This is a genomic window from Pseudocitrobacter sp. CD920760, from assembly GCF_057782505.1.
Map to the genome: position 1 here is coordinate 3836397 of NZ_CM173490.1, position 26473 is coordinate 3862869.

Annotated in this window: 24 protein-coding genes; 11 read left to right on the top strand and 13 right to left on the bottom strand. The window is 53.7% G+C overall.

Features of this window, described 5'->3' with window-relative positions; genetic code table 11:
• The first annotated feature begins 18 nt into the window (after positions 1-18).
• Positions 19-222, top strand: a complete 204-nt coding sequence (locus AC1MKH_RS18005) for a YpfN family protein (protein WP_276219460.1) — start codon at positions 19-21, stop codon at positions 220-222.
• A 34-nt stretch (positions 223-256) separates the two neighbouring features.
• Here AC1MKH_RS18005 and ypfH read toward each other — a convergent pair whose 3' ends face one another.
• From ypfH to dapA, 6 genes are all read right to left on the bottom strand, one after another.
• Positions 257-955, bottom strand: a complete 699-nt coding sequence (gene ypfH, locus AC1MKH_RS18010; RefSeq protein WP_015963471.1) for an esterase — start codon at positions 953-955, stop codon at positions 257-259.
• 74 nt (positions 956-1029) lie between these two features.
• Positions 1030-3039, bottom strand: coding sequence for a tRNA(Met) cytidine acetyltransferase TmcA (locus AC1MKH_RS18015; RefSeq protein WP_276219851.1), 2010 nt, complete (start codon positions 3037-3039; stop codon positions 1030-1032).
• Between the two features lie 8 nt (positions 3040-3047).
• On the bottom strand, positions 3048-3917 hold the full coding sequence (gene ypfJ / locus AC1MKH_RS18020) for a KPN_02809 family neutral zinc metallopeptidase (protein WP_276219457.1): 870 nt from the start codon (positions 3915-3917) through the stop codon (positions 3048-3050).
• A gap of 128 nt (positions 3918-4045) precedes the next feature.
• The gene (gene purC / locus AC1MKH_RS18025; protein ID WP_015963468.1) at positions 4046-4759 is read right to left on the bottom strand and encodes a phosphoribosylaminoimidazolesuccinocarboxamide synthase; all 714 of its coding nucleotides are present in this window, start codon (positions 4757-4759) and stop codon (positions 4046-4048) included.
• 108 nt (positions 4760-4867) lie between these two features.
• On the bottom strand, positions 4868-5902 hold the full coding sequence (bamC, locus tag AC1MKH_RS18030) for an outer membrane protein assembly factor BamC (RefSeq protein ID WP_276219455.1): 1035 nt from the start codon (positions 5900-5902) through the stop codon (positions 4868-4870).
• A 16-nt stretch (positions 5903-5918) separates the two neighbouring features.
• Complete coding sequence (dapA, locus tag AC1MKH_RS18035; RefSeq protein WP_108473428.1) at positions 5919-6797, bottom strand: 4-hydroxy-tetrahydrodipicolinate synthase; 879 nt, start codon at positions 6795-6797, stop codon at positions 5919-5921.
• A gap of 156 nt (positions 6798-6953) precedes the next feature.
• Here dapA and AC1MKH_RS18040 point away from each other — a divergent pair, with 156 nt between their 5' ends.
• Complete coding sequence (locus AC1MKH_RS18040; RefSeq protein WP_015963465.1) at positions 6954-7526, top strand: glycine cleavage system transcriptional repressor; 573 nt, start codon at positions 6954-6956, stop codon at positions 7524-7526.
• On the top strand, positions 7526-7996 hold the full coding sequence (gene bcp, locus AC1MKH_RS18045; protein ID WP_013365301.1) for a thioredoxin-dependent thiol peroxidase: 471 nt from the start codon (positions 7526-7528) through the stop codon (positions 7994-7996). Before AC1MKH_RS18040 ends, bcp begins: the two co-directional genes overlap by 1 nt.
• Before the next feature lie 151 nt (positions 7997-8147).
• On the opposite strand, the gene AC1MKH_RS18050 is transcribed toward bcp, so the two are convergent.
• A complete protein-coding gene (locus AC1MKH_RS18050; protein WP_015963463.1) occupies positions 8148-9212 on the bottom strand; it encodes an AI-2E family transporter in 1065 nt (354 codons plus the stop codon).
• Positions 9213-9436: 224 nt separating this feature from the next.
• Here AC1MKH_RS18050 and bepA point away from each other — a divergent pair, with 224 nt between their 5' ends.
• The 3 genes from bepA (at position 9437) to AC1MKH_RS18065 (ending at position 12418) form a co-directional block, all read left to right on the top strand.
• Positions 9437-10900, top strand: coding sequence for a beta-barrel assembly-enhancing protease (gene bepA, locus AC1MKH_RS18055; RefSeq protein WP_276219449.1), 1464 nt, complete (start codon positions 9437-9439; stop codon positions 10898-10900).
• A gap of 37 nt (positions 10901-10937) precedes the next feature.
• The gene (gene arsC / locus AC1MKH_RS18060; RefSeq protein ID WP_276219447.1) at positions 10938-11297 is read left to right on the top strand and encodes an arsenate reductase (glutaredoxin); all 360 of its coding nucleotides are present in this window, start codon (positions 10938-10940) and stop codon (positions 11295-11297) included.
• 203 nt (positions 11298-11500) lie between these two features.
• Positions 11501-12418 carry an Rpn family recombination-promoting nuclease/putative transposase gene (locus AC1MKH_RS18065; RefSeq protein WP_327621900.1) on the top strand — a complete coding sequence of 306 codons (918 nt, stop codon included), beginning with the start codon at positions 11501-11503 and terminating at the stop codon, positions 12416-12418.
• 3 nt (positions 12419-12421) lie between these two features.
• Here AC1MKH_RS18065 and AC1MKH_RS18070 read toward each other — a convergent pair whose 3' ends face one another.
• The 5 genes from AC1MKH_RS18070 to bglK form a co-directional block, all read right to left on the bottom strand.
• On the bottom strand, positions 12422-13123 hold the full coding sequence (locus AC1MKH_RS18070; RefSeq protein WP_071843484.1) for a DnaA inactivator Hda: 702 nt from the start codon (positions 13121-13123) through the stop codon (positions 12422-12424).
• A gap of 94 nt (positions 13124-13217) precedes the next feature.
• Complete coding sequence (uraA, locus tag AC1MKH_RS18075) at positions 13218-14507, bottom strand: uracil permease (protein ID WP_276219442.1); 1290 nt, start codon at positions 14505-14507, stop codon at positions 13218-13220.
• 88 nt (positions 14508-14595) lie between these two features.
• On the bottom strand, positions 14596-15222 hold the full coding sequence (gene upp / locus AC1MKH_RS18080) for a uracil phosphoribosyltransferase (protein ID WP_015963457.1): 627 nt from the start codon (positions 15220-15222) through the stop codon (positions 14596-14598).
• Positions 15223-15416: 194 nt separating this feature from the next.
• Positions 15417-16847, bottom strand: coding sequence for a 6-phospho-beta-glucosidase (locus AC1MKH_RS18085; RefSeq protein WP_276219440.1), 1431 nt, complete (start codon positions 16845-16847; stop codon positions 15417-15419).
• A 12-nt stretch (positions 16848-16859) separates the two neighbouring features.
• Positions 16860-17738 carry a beta-glucoside kinase BglK gene (gene bglK, locus AC1MKH_RS18090; protein WP_276219437.1) on the bottom strand — a complete coding sequence of 293 codons (879 nt, stop codon included), beginning with the start codon at positions 17736-17738 and terminating at the stop codon, positions 16860-16862.
• A gap of 286 nt (positions 17739-18024) precedes the next feature.
• On the opposite strand from bglK, the gene purM reads away from it, so the two are divergent.
• The 4 genes from purM (at position 18025) to ppx (ending at position 23518) form a co-directional block, all read left to right on the top strand.
• Positions 18025-19062, top strand: a complete 1038-nt coding sequence (gene purM, locus AC1MKH_RS18095; protein ID WP_015963454.1) for a phosphoribosylformylglycinamidine cyclo-ligase — start codon at positions 18025-18027, stop codon at positions 19060-19062.
• Entirely contained in the window at positions 19062-19706 is a 645-nt protein-coding gene (purN, locus tag AC1MKH_RS18100; RefSeq protein WP_276219434.1) for a phosphoribosylglycinamide formyltransferase, read from the top strand. Before purM ends, purN begins: the two co-directional genes overlap by 1 nt.
• Positions 19707-19912: 206 nt before the next feature.
• Positions 19913-21973, top strand: a complete 2061-nt coding sequence (gene ppk1, locus AC1MKH_RS18105; protein ID WP_276219432.1) for a polyphosphate kinase 1 — start codon at positions 19913-19915, stop codon at positions 21971-21973.
• 3 nt (positions 21974-21976) lie between these two features.
• On the top strand, positions 21977-23518 hold the full coding sequence (gene ppx / locus AC1MKH_RS18110) for an exopolyphosphatase (RefSeq protein ID WP_276219430.1): 1542 nt from the start codon (positions 21977-21979) through the stop codon (positions 23516-23518).
• On the opposite strand, the gene AC1MKH_RS18115 is transcribed toward ppx, so the two are convergent.
• Positions 23498-25750 (bottom strand): sensor domain-containing phosphodiesterase, encoded by a 2253-nt coding sequence (locus tag AC1MKH_RS18115; RefSeq protein ID WP_276219428.1) that lies wholly within the window; start codon positions 25748-25750, stop codon positions 23498-23500. The genes ppx and AC1MKH_RS18115 overlap by 21 nt on opposite strands.
• Positions 25751-26103: 353 nt before the next feature.
• On the opposite strand from AC1MKH_RS18115, the gene AC1MKH_RS18120 reads away from it, so the two are divergent.
• Positions 26104-26295, top strand: a complete 192-nt coding sequence (locus tag AC1MKH_RS18120; RefSeq protein WP_276219426.1) for a YfgG family protein — start codon at positions 26104-26106, stop codon at positions 26293-26295.
• Positions 26296-26473: the final 178 nt, after the last annotated feature.

Consider the following 26473-nt stretch of genomic DNA (forward strand, 5'->3'; position numbering starts at 1 on the left):
ATTTAAGAGGTAACGCACATGGATTGGCTGTCAAAATACTGGTGGATTCTGGTACTGGTGTTTCTGGTTGGTGTGATGATCAACGTGATTAAAGATCTCAACCGCGTCGATCACAAAAAATTCCTCGCCAATAAGCCGGATCTTCCTCCCCATCGCGATAACAACGCGAAGTGGGACGAAGACGACGATTGGCCGAAGCACGATCAGTCGAAAAAACCGTAATAACAAACGGGCCGGAAATCCGGCCCGTTTTGTTTTAAAGCATCTCAATGAGATCGTCATTCTTCGGCGTACTGCCGCTTAACGCTTCATCGAAGTAATGTTTCGGAATGGTGTAGCGCAGATGATCGAGCGCGAACTGCATACTGTGTTCGTCAATCGCATGCCCCAGATCCTCTACGATATCCAGCGTTACATCTCCGCCTGCTGCCAGTAAGGCTTCCTGACCCGCCACCGCGTGCGCAAGGTCGATAACCCGGTCTTCACCACCGTGAATCAAATGCACCGTCGTCGTTGTCGATGCGGTTTCAGGCAGCGTCGCATAACGGCCATTAAAAGCAATAACACGGGACGCCAGATTGGGTTCCGCTTTGACGCTCTCCAGCGACATAATCGCGCCTTGCGAGAAACCAATTAATGCGGTTGCCAGTGGGCCGACGCCGCTCTGCTTTTGCCAGTAGCGTACAGTTTCGATAAAGGTTGGCATAATCGCATCAACACGCGCCTGACGATTCTCTTCGGTTACGCCCTGCACAGAGAACCACTGACGCGCCGGAGCCGGGCCACAAGGCTCTGCGCCGCCGATGCTTACAATGAGCGCATCAGGAAACAGCGGCGCGAACCAACTGCCAATTTGCCCCATTGCCACCGGGTTATCACCCACGCCATGGAACAACAGCAGCAGCTGTTGCGCGGGTTTAGCGGGGCTTTGAACGACAAAATGATCGTGTTTCATGGCTATCTCCTTTGTTGCCGCTCAGTTTACGCTGGCCGGCAAGAATGACCATGCCATTTAACTGAATGAGATAGTTAAAAAAATTGCACCTGCTTTATCCGTTCACGAAGCTGTTCGGTTCGCGCGTGATTAAGCCCAAACATCGCCTGGGCGGCCTCTTCCCGTAGTCGGATAAGCAGCGATTTTCGTCCGTGAAGGCGAAGCGCCGCACAAAGTTCAGCCTCCCCTTCTCGTCGTAGCCTGCGGCGCAGCGCCGACAACGGCAACGGGCTGAGCGAGACCAACAGGTGCAGATTACCCAGCGTAGCCAGCAACGGGCGATGGGCGAATGCAAACCCCGCCAGATCCCACCACGCTTCATCATTAAGCATAGCCTCCGGCCCCTTCGGGAGCGTCAATTTCTCATCGACCCACCCTTGCAGCCAGCGCCACTCCTGGCATAAACGTAAATGCTCATGCTGCGTCAGCTGATTTCCGGCATCGGTGAGCGGGAACAGCGCCATCGCCGCGTAACAACCGCTGCTGGCTTCGCGCTGCGTGCCGATGCGCACCAGGGTAAAGCCACAGCGTTGCCAGAATTGCCAGAGTGCTTCGGTATAGCCAAAGCTAACGGAAAGATAATCGCAGCCGGTGGCCTGCTCACAGGCACGGGCGATGAGCGCGGAACCCATGCCCTCGCGCTGGCGCAATGGATGCACTGCCACCCGACTAATGCGCCGACCAGTCAATGTTGCCGCCAGCGGGCTACCTCCGTGCGCGGCGAGCGACTGCGCGACCAGGTTACCGCGCGGTCGACGAAACCCCGCCCATACCGCCTGACTTAATTCGGCGCTCAATCCGCCCTCATCCACCAGCCATAGCGCGCCTGCCAGGCCGTTAGGCGTGTCGGCGGCGATAAAATGTTGCCCCGGTGCATCCATCATCCGCCGGAGATCGAGCGGTGAGGTGCGATAGTGTGCACCGGACAGTAGCTGATACATCGCCGTGGGGATCTTAGGTTCCGACAGCCATTGCGCCTGTTCTATCGCTCTGAAACTTAACGGGCCGGACGGGGAAACGGTAAAGCTATCGTCAGCGAAAATCAGCAGGTCATTCACCACAGCTTCCAGCGGGCAGCCCTGAGCCCAGCGAACGGGCGTGTTGAGCGTAAACTGCCGTAGCGCGGGAAAATGTGCGCAGAATTTCAGCAGGAATCCCCGTCCCGTGCCTTCATAGCCCTGAACGGTAGTGGTCAGTAAAAGATGTGGGAATCGTGAGGCAAGTTGTTCCAGCAGTGGTGCGGGAATAGCGGCGGCTTCATCCACCACCAGCCAGTCTGCGGTTTCAGTAGAAGCCAGCAGGGCGTCCGGCGCCATAAAGTGAAAACGCTCGCCGGCAAAAGCAGCAATGACGTCAGCAGATGCCCGCGTCGGCGCGGTAACGATAGCTCGCCCCTTCAGGCTGCGGATGTGCATCCCCGCCAGTGCCGATTTGCCACGCCCGCGCTCGGCGGTAATGGCGGTCACGCGCGCGGGATTACCCGCCAGCGCGTTCAGGATCGTGGCTTGTTCCGCATCCGGCTCACCGCTGGCGCGCAGCCAGTGTGGGCGCGAGGGAAAATTGACCTCCGGGAAGGCATCTCCCTGTCGCCACAGCAGTGCTTCCGGGCTTTCGCGCAATACATCGCAAAAATGGTGCACAAAGCGCGGTGTGGCAATCGCTTCTGGCGAGTCGCTCCAGCGCAGGGAATCGGTATCCGCTTGATAAGGCCATCGCGCCCATTCCGGCACCAGCAACAACAGCCAGCTTCCGGCGCGCAACGTGCCAGCGAGTGCAGCAAAAGCGGAAACGTCGAAACCCTGGCGGGCATCAAAGATGGCGTGCTGAAACTCACGCCCCAGCAGCGTTACCAGCTTTGCTGGCGCGCAGTACGGTTCCACTTGCGCTTCGGGCCCCACCCACAGTACGTCTGACTGAGCGGTATCACGAAAGGCTTGTGCCTGCTGCTGTGCCCAGTGTGACTCGCCGCTGATAACCAACAAGCGGCGTACACCTTCCTGCGCCATGCGCGGCGCGAGGGTTAAAAGTTCATCCATGATTGCGATTCATTAACTTACAGCGTTTTGCCGAACGTGTTGCACTGCGCCGGGTCACCGCTATCCAGACCACGTTTCAGCCAGGTATAACGCTGCTGTGATGTGCCGTGCGTGAAGCTATCCGGCACGACGCGCCCCTGGCCCTGCTGCTGAAGACGGTCGTCGCCAATCGCTTGTGCCGCGTTCAGCGCTTCTTCCAGATCGCCCGGCTCAAGCACGCCCTGCTGCTGCATCGCATGGCCCCAAACGCCGGCGAAGCAGTCCGCCTGGAGTTCCATACGCACAGAGAGTTGATTCACTTGTGATTCGGACGCATTCTGCTGCATCTGACGCACTTTTGGCTCGATACCCAGCAGTTTCTGCACGTGGTGCCCTACTTCATGGGCAATCACATAGCCCTGAGCAAAGTCGCCATCCGCGCCCAGTTTCTCTTTCATATCATCATAGAAAGAGAGATCGATATATACCGTGGTATCCGCCGGGCAATAGAAGGGACCCATGACCGACTGGCCGGTGCCACAACCCGTACGCGTCGCGCCGCGATACATCACCAGCTTAGGCACCTGATAGGTTTTACCCATTTTTTCAAACTGCTGGGTCCAGGTATCTTCGGTGGTCGCAAGTATTACTGAGGTGAATTTAGCGGCTTCGTCATCCTGAGGGCTAACGGTCCGTTGTTGGGAGGATTGCTGTGATACAGGTTCTCCGGTCAGAAAGCCCGTGAGATCGACGCCGTAATAGCCCGCGACAACCACGACAATCAACAGAATGATGCCGCCTTTCCCGCTGGGAATACGAATGTTTCGCCCGCCGCCTGAAATCGGCGAACCGGAATCATTTCGTCTGTCTTCAACATTGTCGCTTTCGCGACGACCTTGCCAACGCATATCTACCTCAAACCTATCCTATTAATTATAGTTATGATCGTAGGCGGTTCAGACGAGGATTACCACAGGAAATAACGGGGAAATTCAGAGGGTGCAGGCACCCTCTGCAATGCAGTGACTCAGGAGGCTCAGTCCAGGTTAACACCCAGACGACGCGCCACTTCTTCGTAAGCTTCAATCAGGCCGCCCAGGCTCTGGCGGAAACGGTCTTTATCCATTTTATCCATGGTTTGTTTATCCCACAGACGGCTACCGTCCGGTGAGAATTCGTCACCCAGTACGACTTCACCGTTGAACAAACCAAATTCCAGTTTGAAATCGACCAGGATCAGGCCCGCATCATCAAACATTTTTTTCAGAACGTCGTTGGCTTTGAAGGTCAGTTCTTGCATACGTGCGAGGTTTTCTTTGCTCACCCAGCCAAAGGTTTCGCAGTAAGATTCATTGACCATCGGGTCATGCATCGCATCATTTTTCAGGAACAGGTCGAACAGCGGTGGATTCAGTTCGATACCTTCTTCAATCCCTAAGCGTTTCACCAGCGAGCCTGCCGCACGGTTACGCACCACGCACTCTACCGGCACCATATCCAGTTTTTTCACCAGACATTCGGTGTCAGAGAGCAGACGTTCCATCTGAGTCGGAATACCCGCTTCTTCCAGTTTGGTCATAATGAAGTGGTTGAACTTGTTGTTCACCATGCCTTTACGATCGAACTGCTCGATGCGCGCACCGTCCCCTGCTGACGTATCGTTACGGAATTCGAGCACCAACAGATCCGGGTTTTCCGTACTGTAGACGGTTTTCGCTTTACCACGATACAACTCAGCTTGCTTTTGCATCTTTATTACTCCTGGTGAGATTTAACGATAAACTTGCCGCTTTTCTGCCGACGCACACGTTTGCGTATCATATCAGAAAAAAGGGCTGGATTGCTCCAGCCCTGAATATTACTTGCTAAACGCTGCCTGGAAGACGGCGACCAGCGCGTCGTTCTGAGACTGCGTCAGGGTATGACCTTTCGGATCGATGAATTGCAGACTGCTGCGGTTATCGAGGTCACCGACCTGCAGTTTGTAATCACCGGAGACCAGACCCGGATCGGTAGCACCCAGTTCCTGCCAGCTGCTGTCAGACAGCGGCTTGTAGGTTACGTTGATGCTGCCCTGAGAACGGGTGCTGTCGGTCACTTTCATGCCCACTTTTTCCAGCACGCCAGGCAGTCGTTGCCATACCTGGTTGAACGGACCACGCACTACCAGCATTGGCAGGCCAGTGTCATCCGCTGCGCTCTGCACGTCGAAGGTAGAACCCGCTGCGCTTTGTGAAGCATTCTGCGCGGCGGTCGCGTTCTGATCGAGGCCCGCAGAGATAACGTTCAGCATCTCGGCGCTGTAGCGCTGCAGCGATGCGGTATCGGCAACCGGTTTGCCCGCTTGTTCCAGGTTAACCAGTTTCACCACCACCGCCTGCTGATAGCCCTGCGGTTTCACGGAGACTTGATAACGACCACGGTACTGCTGGTCTTCATCGAGACGGTTCCACTCAACCCAATCGGTGGTTAACGTTTGGGTGGCATCATCACGTTTATCGATGGTGTAGTTTTTACCCTGAAGGATGCTCACTACCTGCGGCCACAGGTTACCGCTACGGCCACTTTCGACCAGCAGCGAGGCGGTATCGCCCGTGAACTGCGTGCGCGCACCAGAAACCAGCGCCAGAGGCTGAGCCGGCGGACGGATGTCCAGGGCTTTACCTACTGCGCCGCTACCGTTAGCAACCGGAATGTTATAATCACCGCGTTGAACCGGCAGGATCATGCCAGCCGGCGCGTGAAGTTCACTTAACGGCGCGGCATCCAGATAGGATTCATCGCCGCTCACCTGGCGCTTATAACGCGAGTCGGAACTACACGCTGCAAGCAGCAGGACAAGTGAAACACCCGCAACCTTCGCCAGGCGCGACTTCTGTACTGAGTAAGCCATCAAATCTCCCTAAACTTTACAGCAAACCGGCGTGCTTCATTGCAGAGGCGACGATATCACGACCGTGGTCGGTGATAGGTGTCATCGGCAGACGCATCGTATCGGTTGCTACAAGTCCCAACTCCTTACACGCCCATTTAACCGGGATAGGATTGGGTTCGACAAATAATTTATTGTGCAGCGGCATCAGACGTTGGTTGATGACGCGCGCTTTCGCAAACTCGCCAGCGGCGGCCAGTTTACACATTTCTGCCATATCACGCGCAGCAACGTTTGCAGTGACGGAAATCACACCCTGACCACCAAGCTGCATGAAGTCCAGACCCGTGGCATCATCACCGCTTAGCAGGATGAAATCGTCTGAAACCAGCTCTTTGATCTGGTGAACACGACTTAAGTTCCCTGTTGCTTCCTTGATTGCGATAATATTTTTTATTTCAGCCAGGCGACCCACGGTTTCTGGCAGCATATCGCAACCCGTACGAGACGGCACATTATACAGAATTTGCGGCAAGTCAGTATGTTCTGCGATCGCTTTAAAGTGCTGGAACAGACCTTCCTGAGTCGGGCGGTTGTAATAGGGGGTCACGGTCAGGCAGCCGACAACGCCGGTGTTGTTGAAGCGCTGGGTGAGGCTTATCGCCTCTGCGGTGGCATTAGCCCCGGTGCCCGCGATAACCGGAATACGGCCATCGGCCAGCTCTACGGTCATCATCACGACATCGCCATGCTCGTCGTGGCCAAGCGTCGCCGATTCTCCTGTCGTCCCTACAGATACAATCGCCGAGGTCCCGTTGGCGACATGGTAATCAATCAGTTTTTTCAGGCTTGAACGGTCGACATTACCTTTCTCATCCATCGGCGTGACAAGCGCTACAATACTTCCCGTGAACATGGGGGCCATCCTCTGTGCTGACGTGCGGACATGAGTCTCAATGGTACGTTTGGTACTGTAATAAAAGCAAGAGACTGAAGCCCTTCAGAATGTTGTATGCCGGTTTTTTTTATGCTTTCCTAGGGAATACCTCACCTTTTTGAAGGAAGCACCGGTTTGACAGCCACATTACAACACTATTTGGTCATTACAGCTCTGGGGGCCGATCGCCCTGGCATTGTCAATACCATTACGCGTCACGTCAGTAGCTGCGGCTGCAACATCGAGGACAGCAGGCTGGCCATGCTGGGTGATGAGTTCACCTTCATCATGTTGCTTTCCGGTAGCTGGAACGCGATCACCCTGATTGAGTCCACTCTGCCGTTGAAAGGGGCCGAACTGGATCTGCTGATTGTGATGAAGCGCACCACTGCGCGACCGCGCCCGGCAATGCCTTCCACCGTGTGGGTGCAGGTTGAGGTGCCTGATTCTCCACATATTATCGAACGCTTCACCGCGCTTATCGATTCATGGGAGATGAACATTGCCGAACTGGTTTCCCGAACCCAACCCGGCGATGAAAATGCACAGCCACAGCTATTTATTCAGATAACCGCGCATAGCCCGGCTACGAAAAATGCATCAAATATTGAGCAAGCGTTCAAAGCCCTATGTACAGAATTGAATGCACAAGGCAGTATAAACGTCATAAATCATTCCCAGCATGACGAACAAGATGGAGTTGCCTAATGAACCCACTGAAAGCCGGTGACATCGCACCGAAATTTAGTTTGCCCGATCAAGACGGCGAGCAAGTAAATTTGACCGACTTCCAGGGACAACGCGTACTGGTCTATTTCTACCCGAAGGCCATGACGCCGGGCTGCACCGTGCAGGCCTGCGGTCTGCGCGATAATATGGATGAACTGAAAAAAGCGGGTGTGGAAGTGCTGGGCATCAGCACCGATAAGCCGGAAAAACTCTCCCGCTTTGCCGAAAAAGAGCTGCTGAACTTCACCCTGCTGTCCGATGAAGATCATCAGGTTTGTGAACAGTTTGGCGTCTGGGGCGAAAAGTCCTTTATGGGCAAAACCTACGACGGTATCCACCGCATCAGCTTCCTGGTTGATGGCGATGGGAAAGTTGAGCACGTCTTTGATGACTTCAAAACCAGCAATCACCACGACGTGGTGCTGAACTGGCTCAAAGAGAGCGCCTGATGCGCTACGCTTATCAGGCCTACAAGGTTTCTGCAGTATTTTGAATTTGCACTATTTTGTAGGCCGGATAAGGCGTTTACGCCGCATCCGGCAAGAACAAAACGCACTTTGCCAGCAATCTTAAGCCGACGTTTTCGCGTCGGCTTTTTATTTACTCTTCGTCGGCCACCAGCCCATCCGGCCAGGCGTGCACCACCGCTTTAATCAGCGTCGCCAGCGGAATGGCGAAGAAAACACCCCAAAATCCCCACAGCCCGCCGAAAATCACCACCGATAGAATAATCACCAGCGGATGCAGGTTCACCGCTTCAGAGAAGAGCACCGGGACCAGCAGGTTACCATCCAGGGCCTGAATAATAAGGTACACCGCAAACAGGCTCCAGAATTCGGTCCCAAGGCCAAACTGGAACAGCGCCACGCACACCACCGGAATGGTGACCACAAACGCGCCGATATAGGGAATCAGGACGGAGAACCCAACCAGCACCGCAAGCAGCAGCGAATAGTTGAGGCCGAACAGAATGAAGCCTATCCAGGTCGCCACGCCGACCACCACCATTTCCAGCACCTTGCCACGAATATAGTTGGTGATTTGCTGGTTCATCTCCTTCCAGACTAACCCGGCCAGACCGCGATTACGCGGTAGCACGCGACGCACGGCGTTCAGCATCTGCTCTTTATCCTTCACCAGGAAAAAGACCATTAACGGCACCAGCACCAGATAGACCGCCAGCGTCAGCAGCCCGACCAGCGAAGCCACCGAATATTTCACCACCGAGTCGCCCATGGTCTGCATACGCGCGCGCATGTTTTCTGCCATCGCATCAATGATGCCTGCGTCCATCAGCGCCGGATAACGGCGCGGCAACGTGGCGGCAAAATCAGAAAGCTTATTCAGCATGCCAGGCATGTCGCGTATCAGGTAGATACCCTGCTGCCAGGCTACCGGCATCACCACAAACGCCATCAGTAGCAGAATACCGACAAACACGACCAACACGGCGGTGGTGGCCCAGCGTCGCGACCAACCGAGTTTCTCCAGGCGAATGGTGGGCCACTCCAGTAAATACGCGAGCACAATCGCCACCAGCAGCGGCGCTAAGAGGCCGCTAAAGAAAAACAGGATACCGAAACCGGCCACCAGAATAACCAGCAGCGCTATCGCTTCCGGGTCACTAAAACGGCGGCGGTACCACTGCATCAACATTTCGAGCATAAAGACTTCCCTGACGCACATTGGCGGATCACAGTGCCCGAATTGTATCTAAATGTCACAGAAAAGACTTCGCTTTTTCTATTTATAGACACAAACAGCAAAAGTTATGTGAATATCATTTTCAACCTCTATGAGGCCAGATAAACTGCCCAAACAGCCATTCAGGGAACGTAACGCCGCCCTGTCGGTCAAACTGAAAAATCCCACATTACAGGACAGAGGTTATGTTCAGGCAGTTGAAAAAAACGCTGGTGGCATCCCTTATTGCAACGCTCACACTCGGCCAGGCGGCACCCGCTTTTGCCGATGCCGCTGATACGTTGCCAGATATGGGCACCTCCGCAGGAAGCACGCTCTCCATTGGTCAGGAGATGCAAATGGGGGATTTCTACGTACGCCAGCTGCGCGGCAGCGCGCCGCTGATTAATGACCCCCTGCTGGTGCAGTACATCAATACGCTGGGTATGCGTCTGGTGTCGCACGCCTGGTCGGTGCGTACGCCGTTCCACTTCTATTTAATCAACAACGACGATATCAACGCCTTCGCCTTCTTCGGCGGGAACGTGGTGCTGCACTCGGCGTTGTTCCGCTATTCCGATAATGAAAGCCAGCTGGCATCGGTCATGGCGCACGAAATCTCCCACGTCACCCAGCGCCATCTGGCGCGTGCGATGGAAGACCAGAAACGTAACGCCCCGCTCACCTGGGTCGGCGCATTAGGCTCAATTCTGCTGGCGATGGCCAGCCCGCAGGCCGGGATGGCGGCGCTGAGCGGTACCCTCGCCGGTACGCAACAGAGCATGATCAGCTTTACCCGTCAGAATGAAGAAGAAGCGGATCGTATCGGCATTCAGGTGTTACAACGATCCGGCTTCGATCCGCAGGCGATGCCGGCATTTATGGATAAATTGCTCGACCAGGCGCGCTACTCCTCACGCCCACCGGAAATGCTGCTGACCCACCCCCTGCCGGAAAGCCGTCTGGCCGATGCGCGTAACCGTGCCAACCAGATGAAACCGATGGTGGTGCAATCCTCCGCCGATTTCTATCTGGCGAAAGCGCGTACGCTTGGGATGTATAACTCCGGGCAAAATCAGCTGACCAGTGACCTGATCGATGCCTGGTCGAAGGGCAATATTCGCGAACAAAATGCCGCGCAGTATGGCCGTGCGCTTCAGGCGATGGAAGCGAAGAACAACGCGCAGGCCAGCAGCCTGCTGCGTCCTCTGCTGGCCGCCGACCCGCAAAACCCATGGTATCTTGACCTGGCGACCGATATCGACCTCGGTCAGAACAAAGCCGCCGACGCCATTACCCGCCTGAAAAGCGCGCGCGACCTGCGCACGAACCCGGTGCTGCAGCTCAACCTGGCCAACGCCCTGCTGGAAGCAGGCCAGGCGTCCGAAGCGGTGACCATCCTTAACCGCTACACGTTTACCTATAAAGACGACACCAACGGCTGGGAACTGCTGGCACAGGCGCAGGCCAAACTGGGCCATCGCGATCAGGAACTGGCAGCCAGAGCCGAAAATATGGCGCTAGTCGGACGGCTCGATCAGGCGATATCTCTGCTCAGTAGTGCCAGCGCCCAGGTCAAACTCAGAAGCCTGGAACAGGCCCGCTACGACGCGCGTATCGACCAGCTTCGTCAATTACAGGAACGTTTCCGCCCTTATACGAAAATGTAAATCGGGAACGAAAAATGTCAGACACACGGGAGATTTTATGACTGATGCGGTAAAAATTTACCACAACCCGCGCTGCTCCAAGAGCCGCGAAACCTTAAGCCTGCTGAAAGCCAACGGCGTTGAGCCGGAAGTAGTGCTTTATCTGGAAACGCCGCCGGATGCCGAAGGCATCAAGCAACTGCTGCAAATGCTGGGTATGAGCAGCGCCCGCGAACTGATGCGCCAGAAAGAAGATCTCTATAAATCACTCAATCTGGCCGATAGCCAACTGACTGAAGCACAGCTGATTCAGGCGATGGTTGAGAACCCGAAGCTGATTGAACGCCCGATTGTGGTCAGCAATGGCCAGGCGCGAATTGGCCGCCCGCCGGAGCAGGTTCTGGAAATCGTTAGCTAGTGTGAGTTTGCCGCAGCCGTATTTTATCGGCTGCGGCTCCCTTCTTGATGCTGAAATGCGAGCATCTACGTCGTTCTAATGCAACGTTGCATGCCTCTGAATGTTCTCCTGATAACGCCTCGCAACCTGCAAATCCTCATATTGTTGTTTAGCATATCCCCTGCCAGAGTCCTTCCATTGGTCAACATCCCATGGAGGGACTTATGGAAGAACAAACCACATCCACACCGCACGACGCGATTTTCAAACATTTCATGGCCCACGTGGACACGGCGCGTGATTTTCTCGACATTTATCTCCCCGCCCCGTTACGCGCGATTTGCGATCTGAGCAGTTTAAAGCTGGAAGCCACCAGCATGGTGGAGAAGAATCTGCGCTCGCGTATTTCCGATATTCTCTATTCGGTGAAAACGCAGGCTGGCGATGGCTACATCTACACGCTAATTGAGCATCAAAGTCGTCCGGAAAAACACATGGCGTTTCGGATGCTGCGCTACTCGCTGGACGTTATGCAGCGGCATCTGGATGCCAAAAATAAACATCTGCCTATCGTTATCCCCCTGCTGTTTTATCATGGTGAAGCAACGCCCTATCCCTATAGCCTGCGCTGGTTTGACGAGTTTTCAGACCCGGACCTGGCTAAACGACTGTATAGCCAGCCTTTTCCGCTGGTGGATATCACCGTCATTCCCGACAGCGAAATTATGCAGCATCGGCGTATTGCCACACTCGAACTGCTGCAAAAACATATCCGATTGCGGGATCTTTCCGAGCAGATCGCCCCGCTAGCCGCACTTTTGACGATGGGATACACTGACAAGGATCGACTGCTTGCCATTCTGAACTACATGCTGCATACCGGCACAGCCGAGAACCCTGAGAAGCTGATTCAGGAGCTTTCTCAGCGCACGTCACACCATGAGGGAACGCTTATGACTATTGCCGAATATCTTGAGCAGAAAGGCTGGACCAGAGGAGTTGAAGAGGGGCAACAGAAAGGTCGCAGTGAAGAGGCGCGACGTATTGCGCTTGCCATGCTGGATGAGGGATTTAATGTGCAACAGGCGAGTAAACTGACAGGTATCGCTGAGTCCGAGCTGGTCAGCGCCAGCACGCACTAACCGCTACAGCTTCAGAATCTCTTTCACAAACGGAATCGTGAGTTTTCGCTGGGCAGTAATCGACGCGTGATCCAGCTGGTCGAGCGTTAAAAATAGCGTACGCATCTCTCTGTCCAGCCGTTTAAGCAGGAAACGGCACACATCTTCCGGCAGCTCAAACCCGCGCAGACGCGCGCGCAGTTGTAGCGCTTGTAGTTTGTCTTCATCAGAGAGCGGCTGAAGCTTATAAATTTGCCCCCAGTCGAGACGAGAAGCGAGATCCGGCAGGCCGAGATTAAGCTGACGCGGTGGACGATCGCCGGTGATCAGCAGTCGGGTATTCCCGGTTTCGAGGATCCGGTTATACAGGTTGAAAATCGCCATCTCCCAGAGTTCATCTCCGGCGACGCACTCGATGTTATCGATACACACCAGCGCAAGCTGTTCCATCCCTTCCAGCACTTCCGGCACAAACCAGGTGCGTTTATCCAGCGGAACATAGCCCACGGCATCACCGCGCGCCGAGAGTTCAGCACAGGCTGCGTGCAGCAGATGGCTACGCCCTGCCCCTTCCCGTGCCCAAAGATAGATGTATCCGCTGTGTTCCTGGCGCAGGACGTTTTGCACGGCTGCAAGGAGAGAAGGGTTATCACCCGGCCAGAAACTTGCAAACGTTTCGTCGTCGGGAAGATAGAGTGGCAAAGAGAGCTGTGCCGGTGCGTTCAGAGGGACCTCTTCATGAGCTTACGTAAAAACGCGATGAGTTTATCACAGAATTATCCCATGAGAGAACCGGGCGGCGTACCGCCCGGTCAGAGGATCAGCGGGTGGAGACGTCGCTGTCGTCAGCATCCAGCACCACTTCTTCCGGGCGCAGCACGCTAATCAGTTTGAAGATCAGGCTCAGGCAGACGCCCACAACGGTCGCCAGCGCCATGCCTTTCAGCTCCGCAGCCCCAATGTGCACTTTCGCGCCGCTGACGCCGATGATCAGAATCACAGAGGTCAGGATCAGGTTTTGCGCTTTGCTGTAGTCCACTTTCGATTCGATCAGGACGCGAATACCGGATGCGCCAATCACGCCGTACAGTAGCAGAGATACACCACCCATCACCGGCAGCGGGATAATCTGGATGGCCGCAGCCAGTTTACCGACGCAGGAGAGCAGAATCGCAATCACCGCTGCGCCGCCGATAACCCAGGTACTGTAGACGCGGGTAATCGCCATCACGCCAATGTTTTCACCGTAAGTGGTGTTTGGCGTGGAGCCAAAGAAACCAGAGATAATCGTCGACAGACCGTTAGCGAACATAGAACGGTGCAGGCCCGGGTCACGAATCAGGTCTTTTTTAACGATATTCGCGGTCACCACCAGGTGGCCGACGTGCTCGGCAATCACCACCAGCGCAGCAGGCAGAATCGTCAGAATAGCGAACCATTCAAAGCGCGGGGTGTAGAAAGTTGGCAGCGCGAACCAGTGCGCCTGCGCAATCGGCGTGGTATCGACAACGCCCATCACGAAGGAGAGCGCATAGCCCACCAGCACACCAATAAGAATAGGGATAATGGCGAGGAAGCCGCGGAACAGAACTGAACCAAATACGGTGACCGCAAGCGTTACCATAGAGATAATGATGGTGTTGCTATCCGGCGTTTGCCCTTCCGCTGGCAGCAGGCCCGCCATGTTCGCCGCCACGCCGGCCAGTTCAAGACCGATGACGGCAACGATTGCGCCCATCGCCGCCGGAGGGAACATCACATCCAGCCAGCCGCTACCGGCTTTTTTCACGATAAACGACACCAGACAGAACAGCACGCCGCACATAATAAAGCCGCCGAGCGCCATTTCGTATCCCAACGGCAGCAGGAGCATTACCGGTGAAATAAACGCAAAACTCGAGCCCAGATACGCCGGAATTTTGCCTTTACAGATAAAGAGGTAAAGCAAAGTGCCGACACCGTTGAACAGCAGCACGGTTGCCGGGTTAATGTGAAACAGGACTGGCACCAGAACGGTGGCACCAAACATGGCGAACAAGTGCTGCAAGCTAAGCGGGATCGTCTGTAACAGCGGCGGTCGTTCACTCACTCCGATAGCACGGCGCGTCATAATGTTTTCCTCAGTGTTATTAGATTTTGCATTTAGTTTTATTCAAAAAAAAGCCGACTCTTAAGTCGGCTCTTTATGATTTATTATCTTATTTAGTACCAAAGATTTTGTCACCGGCGTCGCCGAGGCCCGGAATAATGTATCCGTGCTCGTTTAACCCGTGGTCAATGGATGCGGTGTACAGCTCGACGTCCGGGTGCGCGCTTTCCAGCGCAGCGATGCCTTCTGGCGCCGCGACCAGCACCAGCACTTTAATGCTGCTGCAGCCCGCTTTTTTCAGCAGGTCGATGGTGGCGATAACGGAACCGCCGGTTGCCAGCATCGGGTCAACGATCAGCGCCATACGCTCATCAATATTGGAAACCAGTTTCTGGAAGTACGGTACCGGCTCCAGCGTCTCTTCGTCGCGGTACATACCCACAACGCTGATACGCGCGCTCGGAACATTTTCCAGCACGCCGTCCATCATGCCAAGGCCCGCGCGCAGGATTGGCACAACGGTAATTTTCTTGCCTTTAATCTGGTCGATTTCTACCGGGCCATTCCAGCCTTCGATAGTGACTTTTTCGGTTTCCAGATCGGCTGTCGCTTCATATGTCAGTAAGCTGCCAACTTCGGAGGCGAGTTCACGGAAGCGTTTAGTACTGATATCGTTCTCGCGCATCAGGCCTAGCTTGTGTTTGACGAGTGGGTGTTTCACTTCCACAATCTTCATTCTCTTTCTCCTTTGAATAGGGCAGCCACAAAAAAAATCGACGGATTATACCGCCATTCTTTTCGCCGGCAACATTTTTTTACTTGATGCTGATCAAGCATAGGCGGGGTTGCTGTGAAGAGAGAAACGATTATCGGCGCAGACACGCGTTGTGAAAGGAAAGCGGCCAACCGGGGTTGACCGCTTAAAAGCAATTACAGCTTCTCGCCGTTAGAGGCGATCACCTCTTTATACCAGTTGAAGGATTTTTTACGGCTGCGCGCCAGCGTGCCATTGCCTTCGTTATCTTTATCAACGTAGATAAAGCCGTAGCGTTTTTTCATCTCGCCGGTGCCTGCGGAAACGAGGTCAATACAGCCCCATGGGGTGTAGCCCATCAGGTCAACGCCATCTTCCACAACCGCTTTTTTCATCTCGCTAATGTGCGCCGCGAGATAATCGATACGGTACTGGTCGTTCACCGTACCGTCGCTTTCCAGCACGTCGATTGCGCCAAAGCCATTTTCGACGATAAACAGCGGCAACTGATAGTGGTCGTAGAACCAGTTCAGCGAGTAACGCAGCCCTACCGGGTCAATCTGCCAGCCCCAGTCGGATTTCTGCACGTAGGGGTTAGAGACCAGACTGGTGGTTTCATCGTAATCAAGCTGCGGGTTATCGTCGGTCGCTTTGGTGGCAAACGACATGTAATAACTAAAACCGATGTAATCGACACAGCCCTGAGTCAACGCCTGTTTGTCTTCTTCGGTGATATCCAGTGCAAATCCGCGACGTTCGAAGTAGTTCAGCAAATGTTGTGGATATTTCCCGCGTACGTGCACATCGGTGAACCAGTAGCGGCGATGCATGGCGTTCATCGCCATCATCATGTCGTTAGGCGCGCAGGTCAGCGGATAGATAGGACACATGGCAATCATGCAGCCGATTTGCAGCGAAGGATTAATTTCACGCCCCGCTTTTACTGCCAGGGCGCTGGCCACCAGCTCGTAGTGCGCCGCCTGATACATCACCGGCTCGCGATCTTCACCCGGCTGATATTTGAGCCCGGAGTTGGTAAACGGGGCGAAATCTTCGTGGAAGTTGGCCTGGTTGTTGATCTCGTTAAAGGTCATCCAGTACTTCACTTTGTGCTGATAGCGCGCGAAAACGACCTGTGCAAAGCGTACGAAAAAGTCGATGAGTTTACGGTTACGCCAGCCGCCATATTCGGTGACGAGGTGATACGGCATCTCGAAGTGCGATAGGGTGATCACCGGCTCAATGCCGAGCTTCAGGCACTCATCAAACAGAGAGTCATAGAACTGCAATCCGGCTTCATTCGGTTCCAGTTCGTCGCCTTTAGGAAAAATACGCGTCCAGGCGATAGAGGTTCGGAAACACTTGTAGCCCATTTCGGCAAACAGTTTGAGATCGTCTTTATAGCGATGATAGAAATCAATGGCTTCATGATTGGGGTAATTTTTGCCGGACAATACGCCATCGGTGATTTCACGCGGCACGCCGTGCGCACCCGCCGTCATTACATCAGCCACGCTGATGCCCTTCCCGCCTTCCTGCCAGCCACCTTCCAGCTGATGCGCAGCCACCGCGCCGCCCCACAGAAATCCCGCTTTAAATCCAGACATAGCTTTCCCTCATTAAACAGTCGCGTTCTGTTGATTGAAATGGTAAACCGCGCCCAGCAGCCCGGCGTCGTTGCCCTGGCTTGCCGCACACACGAAGTCGTCGATACCGAACCAGCGCAAATGCTCACGCAGCAACGCCAGGAATCCAGGGCGTTCAATAATGCCGCCGCCAATAAAAATGGTTTCAGGATCGAAAAGATTGACCAGGTTATAGAGCCCGGTGGCGATGCCGTTAAGGAAATCATCGACCAGGCGAAGCGCCGCGCGATCGCCGGCTTCATAGGCATCAAAAACCGCTTCGCCGGTGATGGCATCGAGCGGCTGCCCAAGGCTATCGGCATAGCGTTTACGCAACACGCGCAGCGTACAGGTTGTGTTCATGGTGTAATTTGTTACATGGCGCGAGGCGGGCCGATCGGTGAACATGTAACCAAACTCACCGGCGCGAAAGCGCTTGCCGTGAACCAGTTTGCCGTTGCAGAAAATCGCGCCGCCGATACCGGTGCCGATAGTCAGCACCAGAAAATCATTCATGCTCGTGGCTTTACCAAGCCAGCGCTCCGCCAGCAGCACGCAGTTGGCGTCGTTTTCGACCGTTACGGGGCGCGATGTTTTCGCCTCCAGCCACGCTTTCATCGCAAAGTTATCGAAGCGACGGATAGCGCCGCCCATTTCGATAAATCCGGTATGAGGATTAACATAGCCCGGTGCGCTGATAGCGATGCCCGTACAGTGAGGATGCGCAGCAACCCAGTCGAGCATTGCCTGCAAAATTTGGTCGCCGTCGCTATCGACAATCGTCGCTTTGCCTTTCTCTACAATCGTGCCCTGCGCGTCCACTACGCCCATTTTTAGCGCGGTGCCGCCAATATCAAATGCTGCAATGCTCATCGTTCTCATCCCTCCAGAATGGTAAAACGACACGCTGACTTCTCGTTTTCGCCAAAACAGAAACCGGTTTCAGTGGCATCATGTGCATTCAACGCAACTGATGCAAGGACAAAAATGTACCCGGTTTCATTTTCGTGAACGGTATCAAACTTGACCGCGTTCTCAGGCCGAACGGCAAAAATCCACGCCCTGAAAAATGGATGCATAATGGGCTCGCAAACGTTTGCTTAGACTGTTAGAATTGCGCCGATTTTTCTTGCTAACGCAAACGCGTGGAGACTTAGCAGTGACCGACAAAACCTCTCTCAGCTATAAAGATGCCGGTGTTGATATTGACGCAGGAAACGCTCTGGTTGACCGAATCAAGGGTACGGTGAAGAAAACCCGTCGCCCGGAAGTGATGGGTGGATTAGGTGGATTCGGCGCATTGTGCGCGCTGCCGCAAAAGTATCGTGAGCCGGTGCTGGTCTCTGGCACTGACGGCGTTGGCACCAAGCTGCGTCTGGCAATGGATTTAAAGCGTCACGACACCATCGGTATCGACCTCGTCGCCATGTGTGTGAACGACCTTGTTGTTCAGGGCGCTGAGCCCCTGTTCTTCCTCGACTACTACGCCACCGGCAAACTGGACGTCGACACCGCGGCCAGCGTAATCAACGGCATCGCGGAAGGCTGTTTACAGTCTGGCTGCTCCCTGGTGGGCGGCGAAACGGCGGAAATGCCGGGCATGTACCACGGTGAAGATTACGATGTGGCAGGCTTCTGCGTCGGGGTGGTAGAAAAATCAGAAATCATCGATGGCTCAAAAGTCACCGACGGCGACGTGCTGATCGCGCTGGGCTCCAGCGGCCCGCACTCTAACGGTTATTCACTGGTGCGTAAAATCGTGGAAGTCAGCGGTTGCGACCCGGAAACCACACAGCTGGAAGGCAAGTCCCTCGCCGACCATCTGCTGGCGCCAACCCGTATCTACGTGAAAAACATTCTGGAACTGATCGAAAACGTTGACGTTCACGCCATCGCTCACCTTACCGGCGGCGGTTTCTGGGAAAACATCCCGCGCGTGCTGCCGGATAACACTCAGGCGGTGATTGACGAGTCTTCCTGGCAGTGGCCGGCCATCTTTAACTGGATGCAGGACGCAGGTAACGTTAGCCGTCATGAAATGTACCGCACCTTTAACTGCGGCGTGGGTATGGTGATTGCGCTGGCAGCCGACGAAGCGGATAAAGCCATCGCCCTGATGAACGAAAAAGGTGAAAACGCGTGGAAAATCGGCTATATCAAAGCCACTGATTCCGAACAGCGTGTGGTCATCGAATAATGAAAAATATCGTGGTGCTCATTTCCGGCAACGGAAGCAACTTACAGGCAATTATCGACGCCTGTGCGCAGAAGAGAATAAAGGGCACCATTCGTGCGGTATTCAGCAATAAGGCCGACGCGTTCGGCCTTGAGCGCGCCCTTGATGCAGGTATCCCACAGCATGCGTTAACCGCCAGCCAGTACGCCAGCCGTGAAGCGTTCGATCGCGAACTGATGCACGAAATCGACGCTTATGCGCCGGATATCGTGGTGCTGGCAGGCTATATGCGCATTCTGAGCGCCGAGTTTGTCAGCCACTATCAGGGGCGTTTGCTGAATATCCACCCTTCCCTGCTGCCAAAATATCCCGGCCTCGATACCCATCGACAGGTGCTGGAAAACGGCGATGCTGTACACGGCACCTCGGTACACTTTGTCACCGAAGAACTGGACGGCGGGCCAGTGATTTTACAGGCCAAAGTCCCCGTGTTTGACGGTGACGACGAAGCCGATATCACCGCGCGCGTGCAGGCTCAGGAACATGCCATATACCCGCTGGTGGTGAGCTGGTTTGTTGAAGGCCGCCTGGCCATGCGCGAAAACAGCGCCTGGCTGGATGGCGTAAAACTACCAGTCAGTGGTTATGCGTCTGAAGATGAGTAATTTTATTCACCGCAGTTTCCGCTGCGGTGATTTCAATACAAGCAATCCTCCCACCAAAGCCGCCCGGCGAATAGTATTCTGGTCATGAATTTCCCTGCCACCGCTTAATAAGTGTCATACTCTTCTGGCACAGTTGGACATTCAACTGGAATGCTCGCCATAATAGCCAGGCCATAACGCGTGGATGGAACGGAGTGTAAGTAGTAATGGGTCAGGACAAACTGTATATCGAGAAAGAGCTAAGCTGGTTATCCTTCAATGAGCGGGTTCTCCAGGAAGCCGCGGATAAAAGCAATCCGCTGATTGAGCGCATGCGTTTTCTGGGGATTTATTCCAATAACCTGGATGAATTCTACAAAGTGCGTTTCGCCGAACTGAAGCGGCGCATCATCATCAGCGAAGAACAGGGCATCACTGCCCACTCTCGTCATCTGTTGGGCAAGATCCAATCCCGCGTACTGAAAGCCGATCAGGAATTCGACGGTCTCTATAACGAACTGCTGCTGGAAATGGCGCGTAATCAGATCTTCCTGATTAACGAGCGTCAGCTTTCAGTGAATCAGCAAAGCTGGCTGCGTCATTACTTTAAACATCAATTGCGTCAGCACATTACCCCGATTTTGTTGAACCGGGAAACGGACCTGGTGCAGTTCCTGAAGGATGATTACACCTATCTGGCGGTGGAGATTATTCGCGGCAATGAAACTAACTATGCGCTGCTGGAAATTCCGTCTGATAAGGTTCCACGCTTTGTGAATCTGCCGCCGGAAACGCCTCGCCGTCGCAAACCGATGATTCTGCTGGATAACATTCTTCGCTACTGTCTGGATGATATTTTCAAAGGCTTCTTTGATTACGATGCTCTGAACGCCTACTCGATGAAAATGACCCGTGATGCCGAATACGATCTGGTACACGAAATGGAATCGAGCCTGATGGAGCTGATGTCCTCCAGTCTGAAGCAACGTTTGACCGCCGAGCCGGTGCGTTTTGTGTATCAGCGCGATATGCCAGATGCGATGGTGGAAATGCTGCGTAAAAAGCTCACGATCTCCCGCTACGACTCCATCGTTCCGGGTGGCCGCTATCATAACTTTAAAGACTTTATTGGCTTCCCGAACGTCGGCAAAGCCAATCTGGTTAATAAACCGATGCCGCGCTTGCGCCATATCTGGTTCGACAAATTCCGCAACGGTTTTGATGCCATCCGCGAACGCGATGTGCTGCTTTATTATCCGTATCACACGTTTGAGCACGTGCTGGAGCTGCTGCGCCAGGCGTCATTCGATCCGAGCGTGCTGGCTATCAAAATTAACATTTACCGCGTGGCCAAAGATTCCCGCATCATCGACGCCATGATCCACGCTGCGCACAACGGCAAGAAAGTGACAGTAGTGGTGGAGTTACAGGCGCGTTTCGATGAAGAGGCCAACATCCATTGGGCCAAGCGCCTGACGGAAGCGGGCGTTCACGTTATCTTCTCGGCGCCAGGGCTCAAAATTCACGCCAAACTGTTCCTCATTTCGCGTAAAGAAGGCGAAGATGTGGTGCGTTACGCCCATATCGGTACCGGGAACTTTAACGAGAAAACCGCGCGTATTTATACCGACTACTCGTTGCTGACCGCCGACGCGCGGATCACCAACGAAGTGCGTCGGGTCTTCAACTTTATTGAGAACCCGTATCGCCCAGTCACCTTCGATTACCTGATGGTGTCACCGCAAAACTCCCGCCGTCTGCTCTATGAGATGATTGACCGGGAAATCGCCAACGCGCAAAACGGCCAGAAAGCGGGCATTACGCTCAAGCTGAACAACCTGGTTGATAAAGGCCTGGTCGACAGGCTGTATGCCGCGTCAGGCTCGGGCGTGCAGGTTAACCTGCTGATTCGTGGTATGTGTTCGTTAATCCCGGAACTGGAAGGGCTGAGCGATAACATCCGCGTGATCAGTATCGTTGACCGCTTCCTCGAACATGACCGGGTCTATATTTTTGAAAACGGCGGCGACAAGCAGGTTTACCTCTCTTCCGCCGACTGGATGACACGTAACATTGACTACCGAATTGAAGTGGCGACGCCGCTGCTCGATCCGCGTCTGAAACAGCGCATTCTCGATATTATCGAGATTCTGTTCAGCGACACGGTCAAAGCACGTTACATTGATAAAGAGCTGAGTAATCGCTATGTTCCGCGTGGTAACCGCCGTAAAGTGCGGGCCCAGCAGGCGATCTACGACTATATAAAATCACTTGAACAACCTGAATAACCTATGCCCATAAAAAGCAAAGCCCCCCGCCCGCAGGAATTTGCGGCGGTAGACCTTGGTTCGAACAGTTTTCATATGGTTATCGCCCGTGTGGTTGACGGCGCGATGCAGATCATTGGCCGCCTGAAGCAGCGTGTGCATCTGGCTGATGGTCTGGATGAAAACAATATGCTCAGCGAAGAAGCGATGGAGCGCGGATTAAGCTGCCTGGCGCTGTTTGCCGAACGTCTGCAAGGGTTCTCCCCTTCCAGCGTCTGTATCGTCGGTACACACTCGCTGCGTCAGGCCGCGAACGCCACGGAATTTTTAACCCGCGCTGAAAAAGTGATCCCCTATCCGATTGAAATCATTTCGGGTAATGAAGAAGCGCGTCTGATTTTTATGGGCGTGGAGCACACCCAGCCGGAAAAAGGCCGCAAACTGGTACTGGATATCGGCGGCGGTTCGACGGAACTGGTGATCGGCGAAGATTTCGAACCCAAGCTGGTTGAGAGCCGTCGCATGGGATGCGTCAGCTTCGCGCAGCAGTTTTTCCCGGGCGGCGTGATTACCCGCGAAAGCTTCCAGCGCGCCCGTCTGGCGGCGGTACAAAAGCTGGAGACGCTCTCCTGGCAATATCGCATTCAGGGCTGGAACGTTGCGCTGGGCGCATCAGGCACGATAAAAGCCGCCCATGAAGTACTGATCGAAATGGGTGAAAAAGATGGTTTCATCACGCCGGAGCGCCTCGAGATGCTGGTGGAAGGCGTGCTGAAATGTAAGAACTTTTCGGCGCTAAGCTTGCCGGGTCTTTCCGAAGAACGCAAAAACGTGTTTGTTCCAGGGCTTGCGATTCTTTGCGGAGTCTTTGACTCACTGGCGATTAAAGAGCTGCGTTTGTCCGATGGCGCGCTACGCGAAGGCGTGCTGTATGAAATGGAAGGCCGTTTCCGTCATCAGGATGTTCGTAGCCGTACCGCGCAAAGTCTGGCAAACCAGTACAACATTGACCGCGAGCAGGCACAGCGCGTGCTGGAAACCACCACGCATATGTATGAACAGTGGCTGGCGCAGAATCCGAAGCTGGGACACCCGCAGCTGGCGGCTCTGCTGCAATGGGCATCGTTGCTGCATGAAGTTGGGCTGAATATTAATCACAGCGGTATGCATCGCCACTCCGCTTATATTCTGCAAAACAGCGATCTGCCGGGATTCAATCAGGAACAGCAGTCACTGATGGCGACGCTGGTGCGCTACCACCGGAAGGCCATCAAGCTGGATGATCTTCCACGTTTTACGCTGTTTAAGAAAAAACAGTTCCTGCCGATGATTCAGTTACTGCGCCTTGGCGTGCTGCTGAATAATCAACGTCAGGCCACCACTAAGCCGCCGACGCTGACGCTGAAAACAGAGGCCCATCACTGGACGCTCTGTTTCCCCCACGGCTGGTTTAGCCAGAATGCGCTGGTCCTGCTCGATCTGGAAAAAGAGCAGGAATATTGGGAAGGCGTTTCCGGTTGGTGGTTAAAAATCACCGAAGAAAGTTCACCGGAAATCGCTGCCTAATCGCGGCGATAAAGGCTCGGTAGCCAGTTCCTCCAGAGGAGCTGGTTTGCCGATGCAATATCCCTGAAGGTAATCAATTCCCAGCGATATCGCTGCTTCACGAATCTCTTCATTTTCGACAAACTCCGCGACCACTCGCATGTTTTTCATCCGCGCCAGATGGCAAATGGAGGCGACGATTTGGTAGTCGAGGCTGCTGGTCGCGATATTGCGGATAAAGCTGCCGTCTATTTTGAGAATATCGGCGCTGACGTGTTTTAGCCGCGCATAGCTCGCATAACCGGTGCCAAAATCATCAATCGCCACGCGGCATCCCATATCCTGAAGCACTGCCAGCGTCTGACGAGCCTGCTCCGGGTTACTCAGCGAATGGCTTTCGGTGACTTCAAAAATCAGCTGCCAGGCTTCAATATTATATTTTGCCAGTAAATCAGCCACCTGCTGGGAAAACTCCAGCCCGCAGGCCGTAGACGGCGATAAATTGACCGACAAGCGCATTCCGGGATGATGCTCACGATGGTTATCCATAAAGCGCAATGTATGTTCCAGAACCCAAAGATCGATTCGTGATGCCATCCCGAATTCATGGGCGACAGGCAGAAAATCATTGGGCGAAATCAGTTCCCCGTCATCGCCAATCATCCGCAGCAGCACTTCATGATAATCATCGCCACGAATACTGACGATCGGTTGCGCCATCAGACAAAAGCGATCGTTCTCCAGCGCCTGCTGCACGCGTAGCATCATCGCCACTTTATCTTTTAATTCCTGCTGCAAATGCAGAGCGCCACGCCGCTGAAGGTTTTCCGGCTGGTGAGAAATCAGTGACAAATCGGCGATGGTACTCAGTTCTCCCAGCAGCAGGGAAAGGTGGGAAACCGGTGAATGAATGTAGCAGTAGCTCATCCCGACCTGTGGCTGAAGCGGCATCCCGTTCCAGATATAGCGAAATTGCTTCACTCTGGCATCTACCCGCGCGATATGTTGCTGGTAGTCTTCAGTATTCAACCGCATTGCCAGATCGTGCCCTGAAAGCTGGTACACATCTTCCCCAGGCCGCAGCACCTCGCTCAGCCACTCTGCCAGTTTCTGTTTGTAGTTGATACGGAGCATCACGCCGTAATGGCGGCCCAGTACTTCCAGGTCGGGCATCCGAAGGAAACAGACCACCGACCAGGGCGCAGCATCAATTGCCCGATTCAGGGCGCGGAGATTGGGTAAATGTACCACCGGGTCGAGGAATGCCATCCTCCGCACTCTGGCATGGATCGTTCGCTCACGCGTCGACAACACGGCGATGTAAGCAATGATAAAGGAGAACACCAGGTAACTGGATGAGGTGATCGCCAGTTGAGAACTATAACCGGGGTGTATAGGCAAATAGTGATAATGGAAATGAATCGCGACAATCAGCAGCAGAGTCCACAACGGCGAGATGAAGCGATAGCCAAAACGCATCGCGCCCCACAGCGTCACGGGCAACAGCAGCGACAACGTGTAGTTGGTGCTGAAAATGGTGCTCTGATTGGTCAAAGGCATCAGCAGCAGGCCAAGCAGCAATGAAAGGACAATCAGCCAGGCGACAACTTCCATCCACTTTACTTTGGGATCGAAATCGAGCCGCATCTGCGAAATCAGCCCGCGAATGTAGCAAGGGTTACGTGCCAGGCGAATCAGCATGTAGCAGAACGGTACGCCGGTTAAACAGCTTACCAGCAGCGATTGATAGTTAATCAGGCTGCGTAACGTCAGCGGCGATACCCACTGAAAATCACTGCGGCTGGGATAGAGCCCCACGTAGATGGCAAACTGAAACAACAGCTGAAACACGGTCGCCGGGAAGAACATCTGCCAGAACAGGCGATGCGCAATCAGCCGCGTATCACCATGAGAAACCATTTGGCGTCGCGGGATAAAAATACGATAGCCGCCCCAGGCAAGAACCAGCGGAATAATAAAATGCAGGACAATACCGACTCTCTCAAGAAAACAGAGATCCTTGCTCAGGTAGAGCCAGATGCTCGCAGCAATACCCGGTATCGCTTTCCAGCCAAAAAAAAGCATTAGACACAGCATAAATGGCAGCGGCAGATAATAAAGCGATACCTTGCCCCCATCAATCCATGCATATGTATTAGCAAGCTTTATGATTGGTAGTAAAATCAAGGGCAAAGCAAGCGGTAATGCCCACCAGCAATCACGATATTTTTTATATGTTTTACAGAAATACATAGATGCTCTAAGGATATCCCAAATCCTGCTGGGTATATTCAGACAGGCATCCAACCTGGCTTAGTGGCCCGCAAAGTAAGTTACCATGCGGTTCGGACTGGGAATTCTAGAGGTCAACAGGCATGAGCGCTTGATACAAATCAACAAATAACGCGCATAAAAACATAAAGTTTCAATTTTTTGCGGTGGGGCAGATTAATTAATGGATTTTGTAAATAGCATTATTATCTTATATAACATTAATTAATGATTCGTTTGACGTTTTTTTACATTGTCTTTGATTGACCCCGATGATTCCCTATGCCTTAATGTAGACATCGCCCCGTTTGTGGGTATTGTTAAAGGACCCCTTTGTGAGCCAGGCTACCAGTATGCGAAAACGACACCAATTCAATGGTCGAATGATTCGAATCATACTACTCATCAGTTTGATGTTCTTCCTTGGGCGTTTCGTCTACTCTTCTATCGGCGCGTGGCATCATCATCAGGATAAAAAAGAATCACAATCAACGACCCTGACGATTGAGGCACCTGTGCAGCGCTGAATGATACCGCTATGCTGTAACCGAATCGCTGAGTACTCTTTTATCGTTGCCCTCCCTCCCGGATTATTCGTACGATATTATTCTTGTCATTAATTTTTCGTACGTTCTTCTTTTAAGTTTCTGAAAGCATAAAAAAACCCGCCGTTAAGCGGGTTTCAAATTACTTTACCGAATCAAA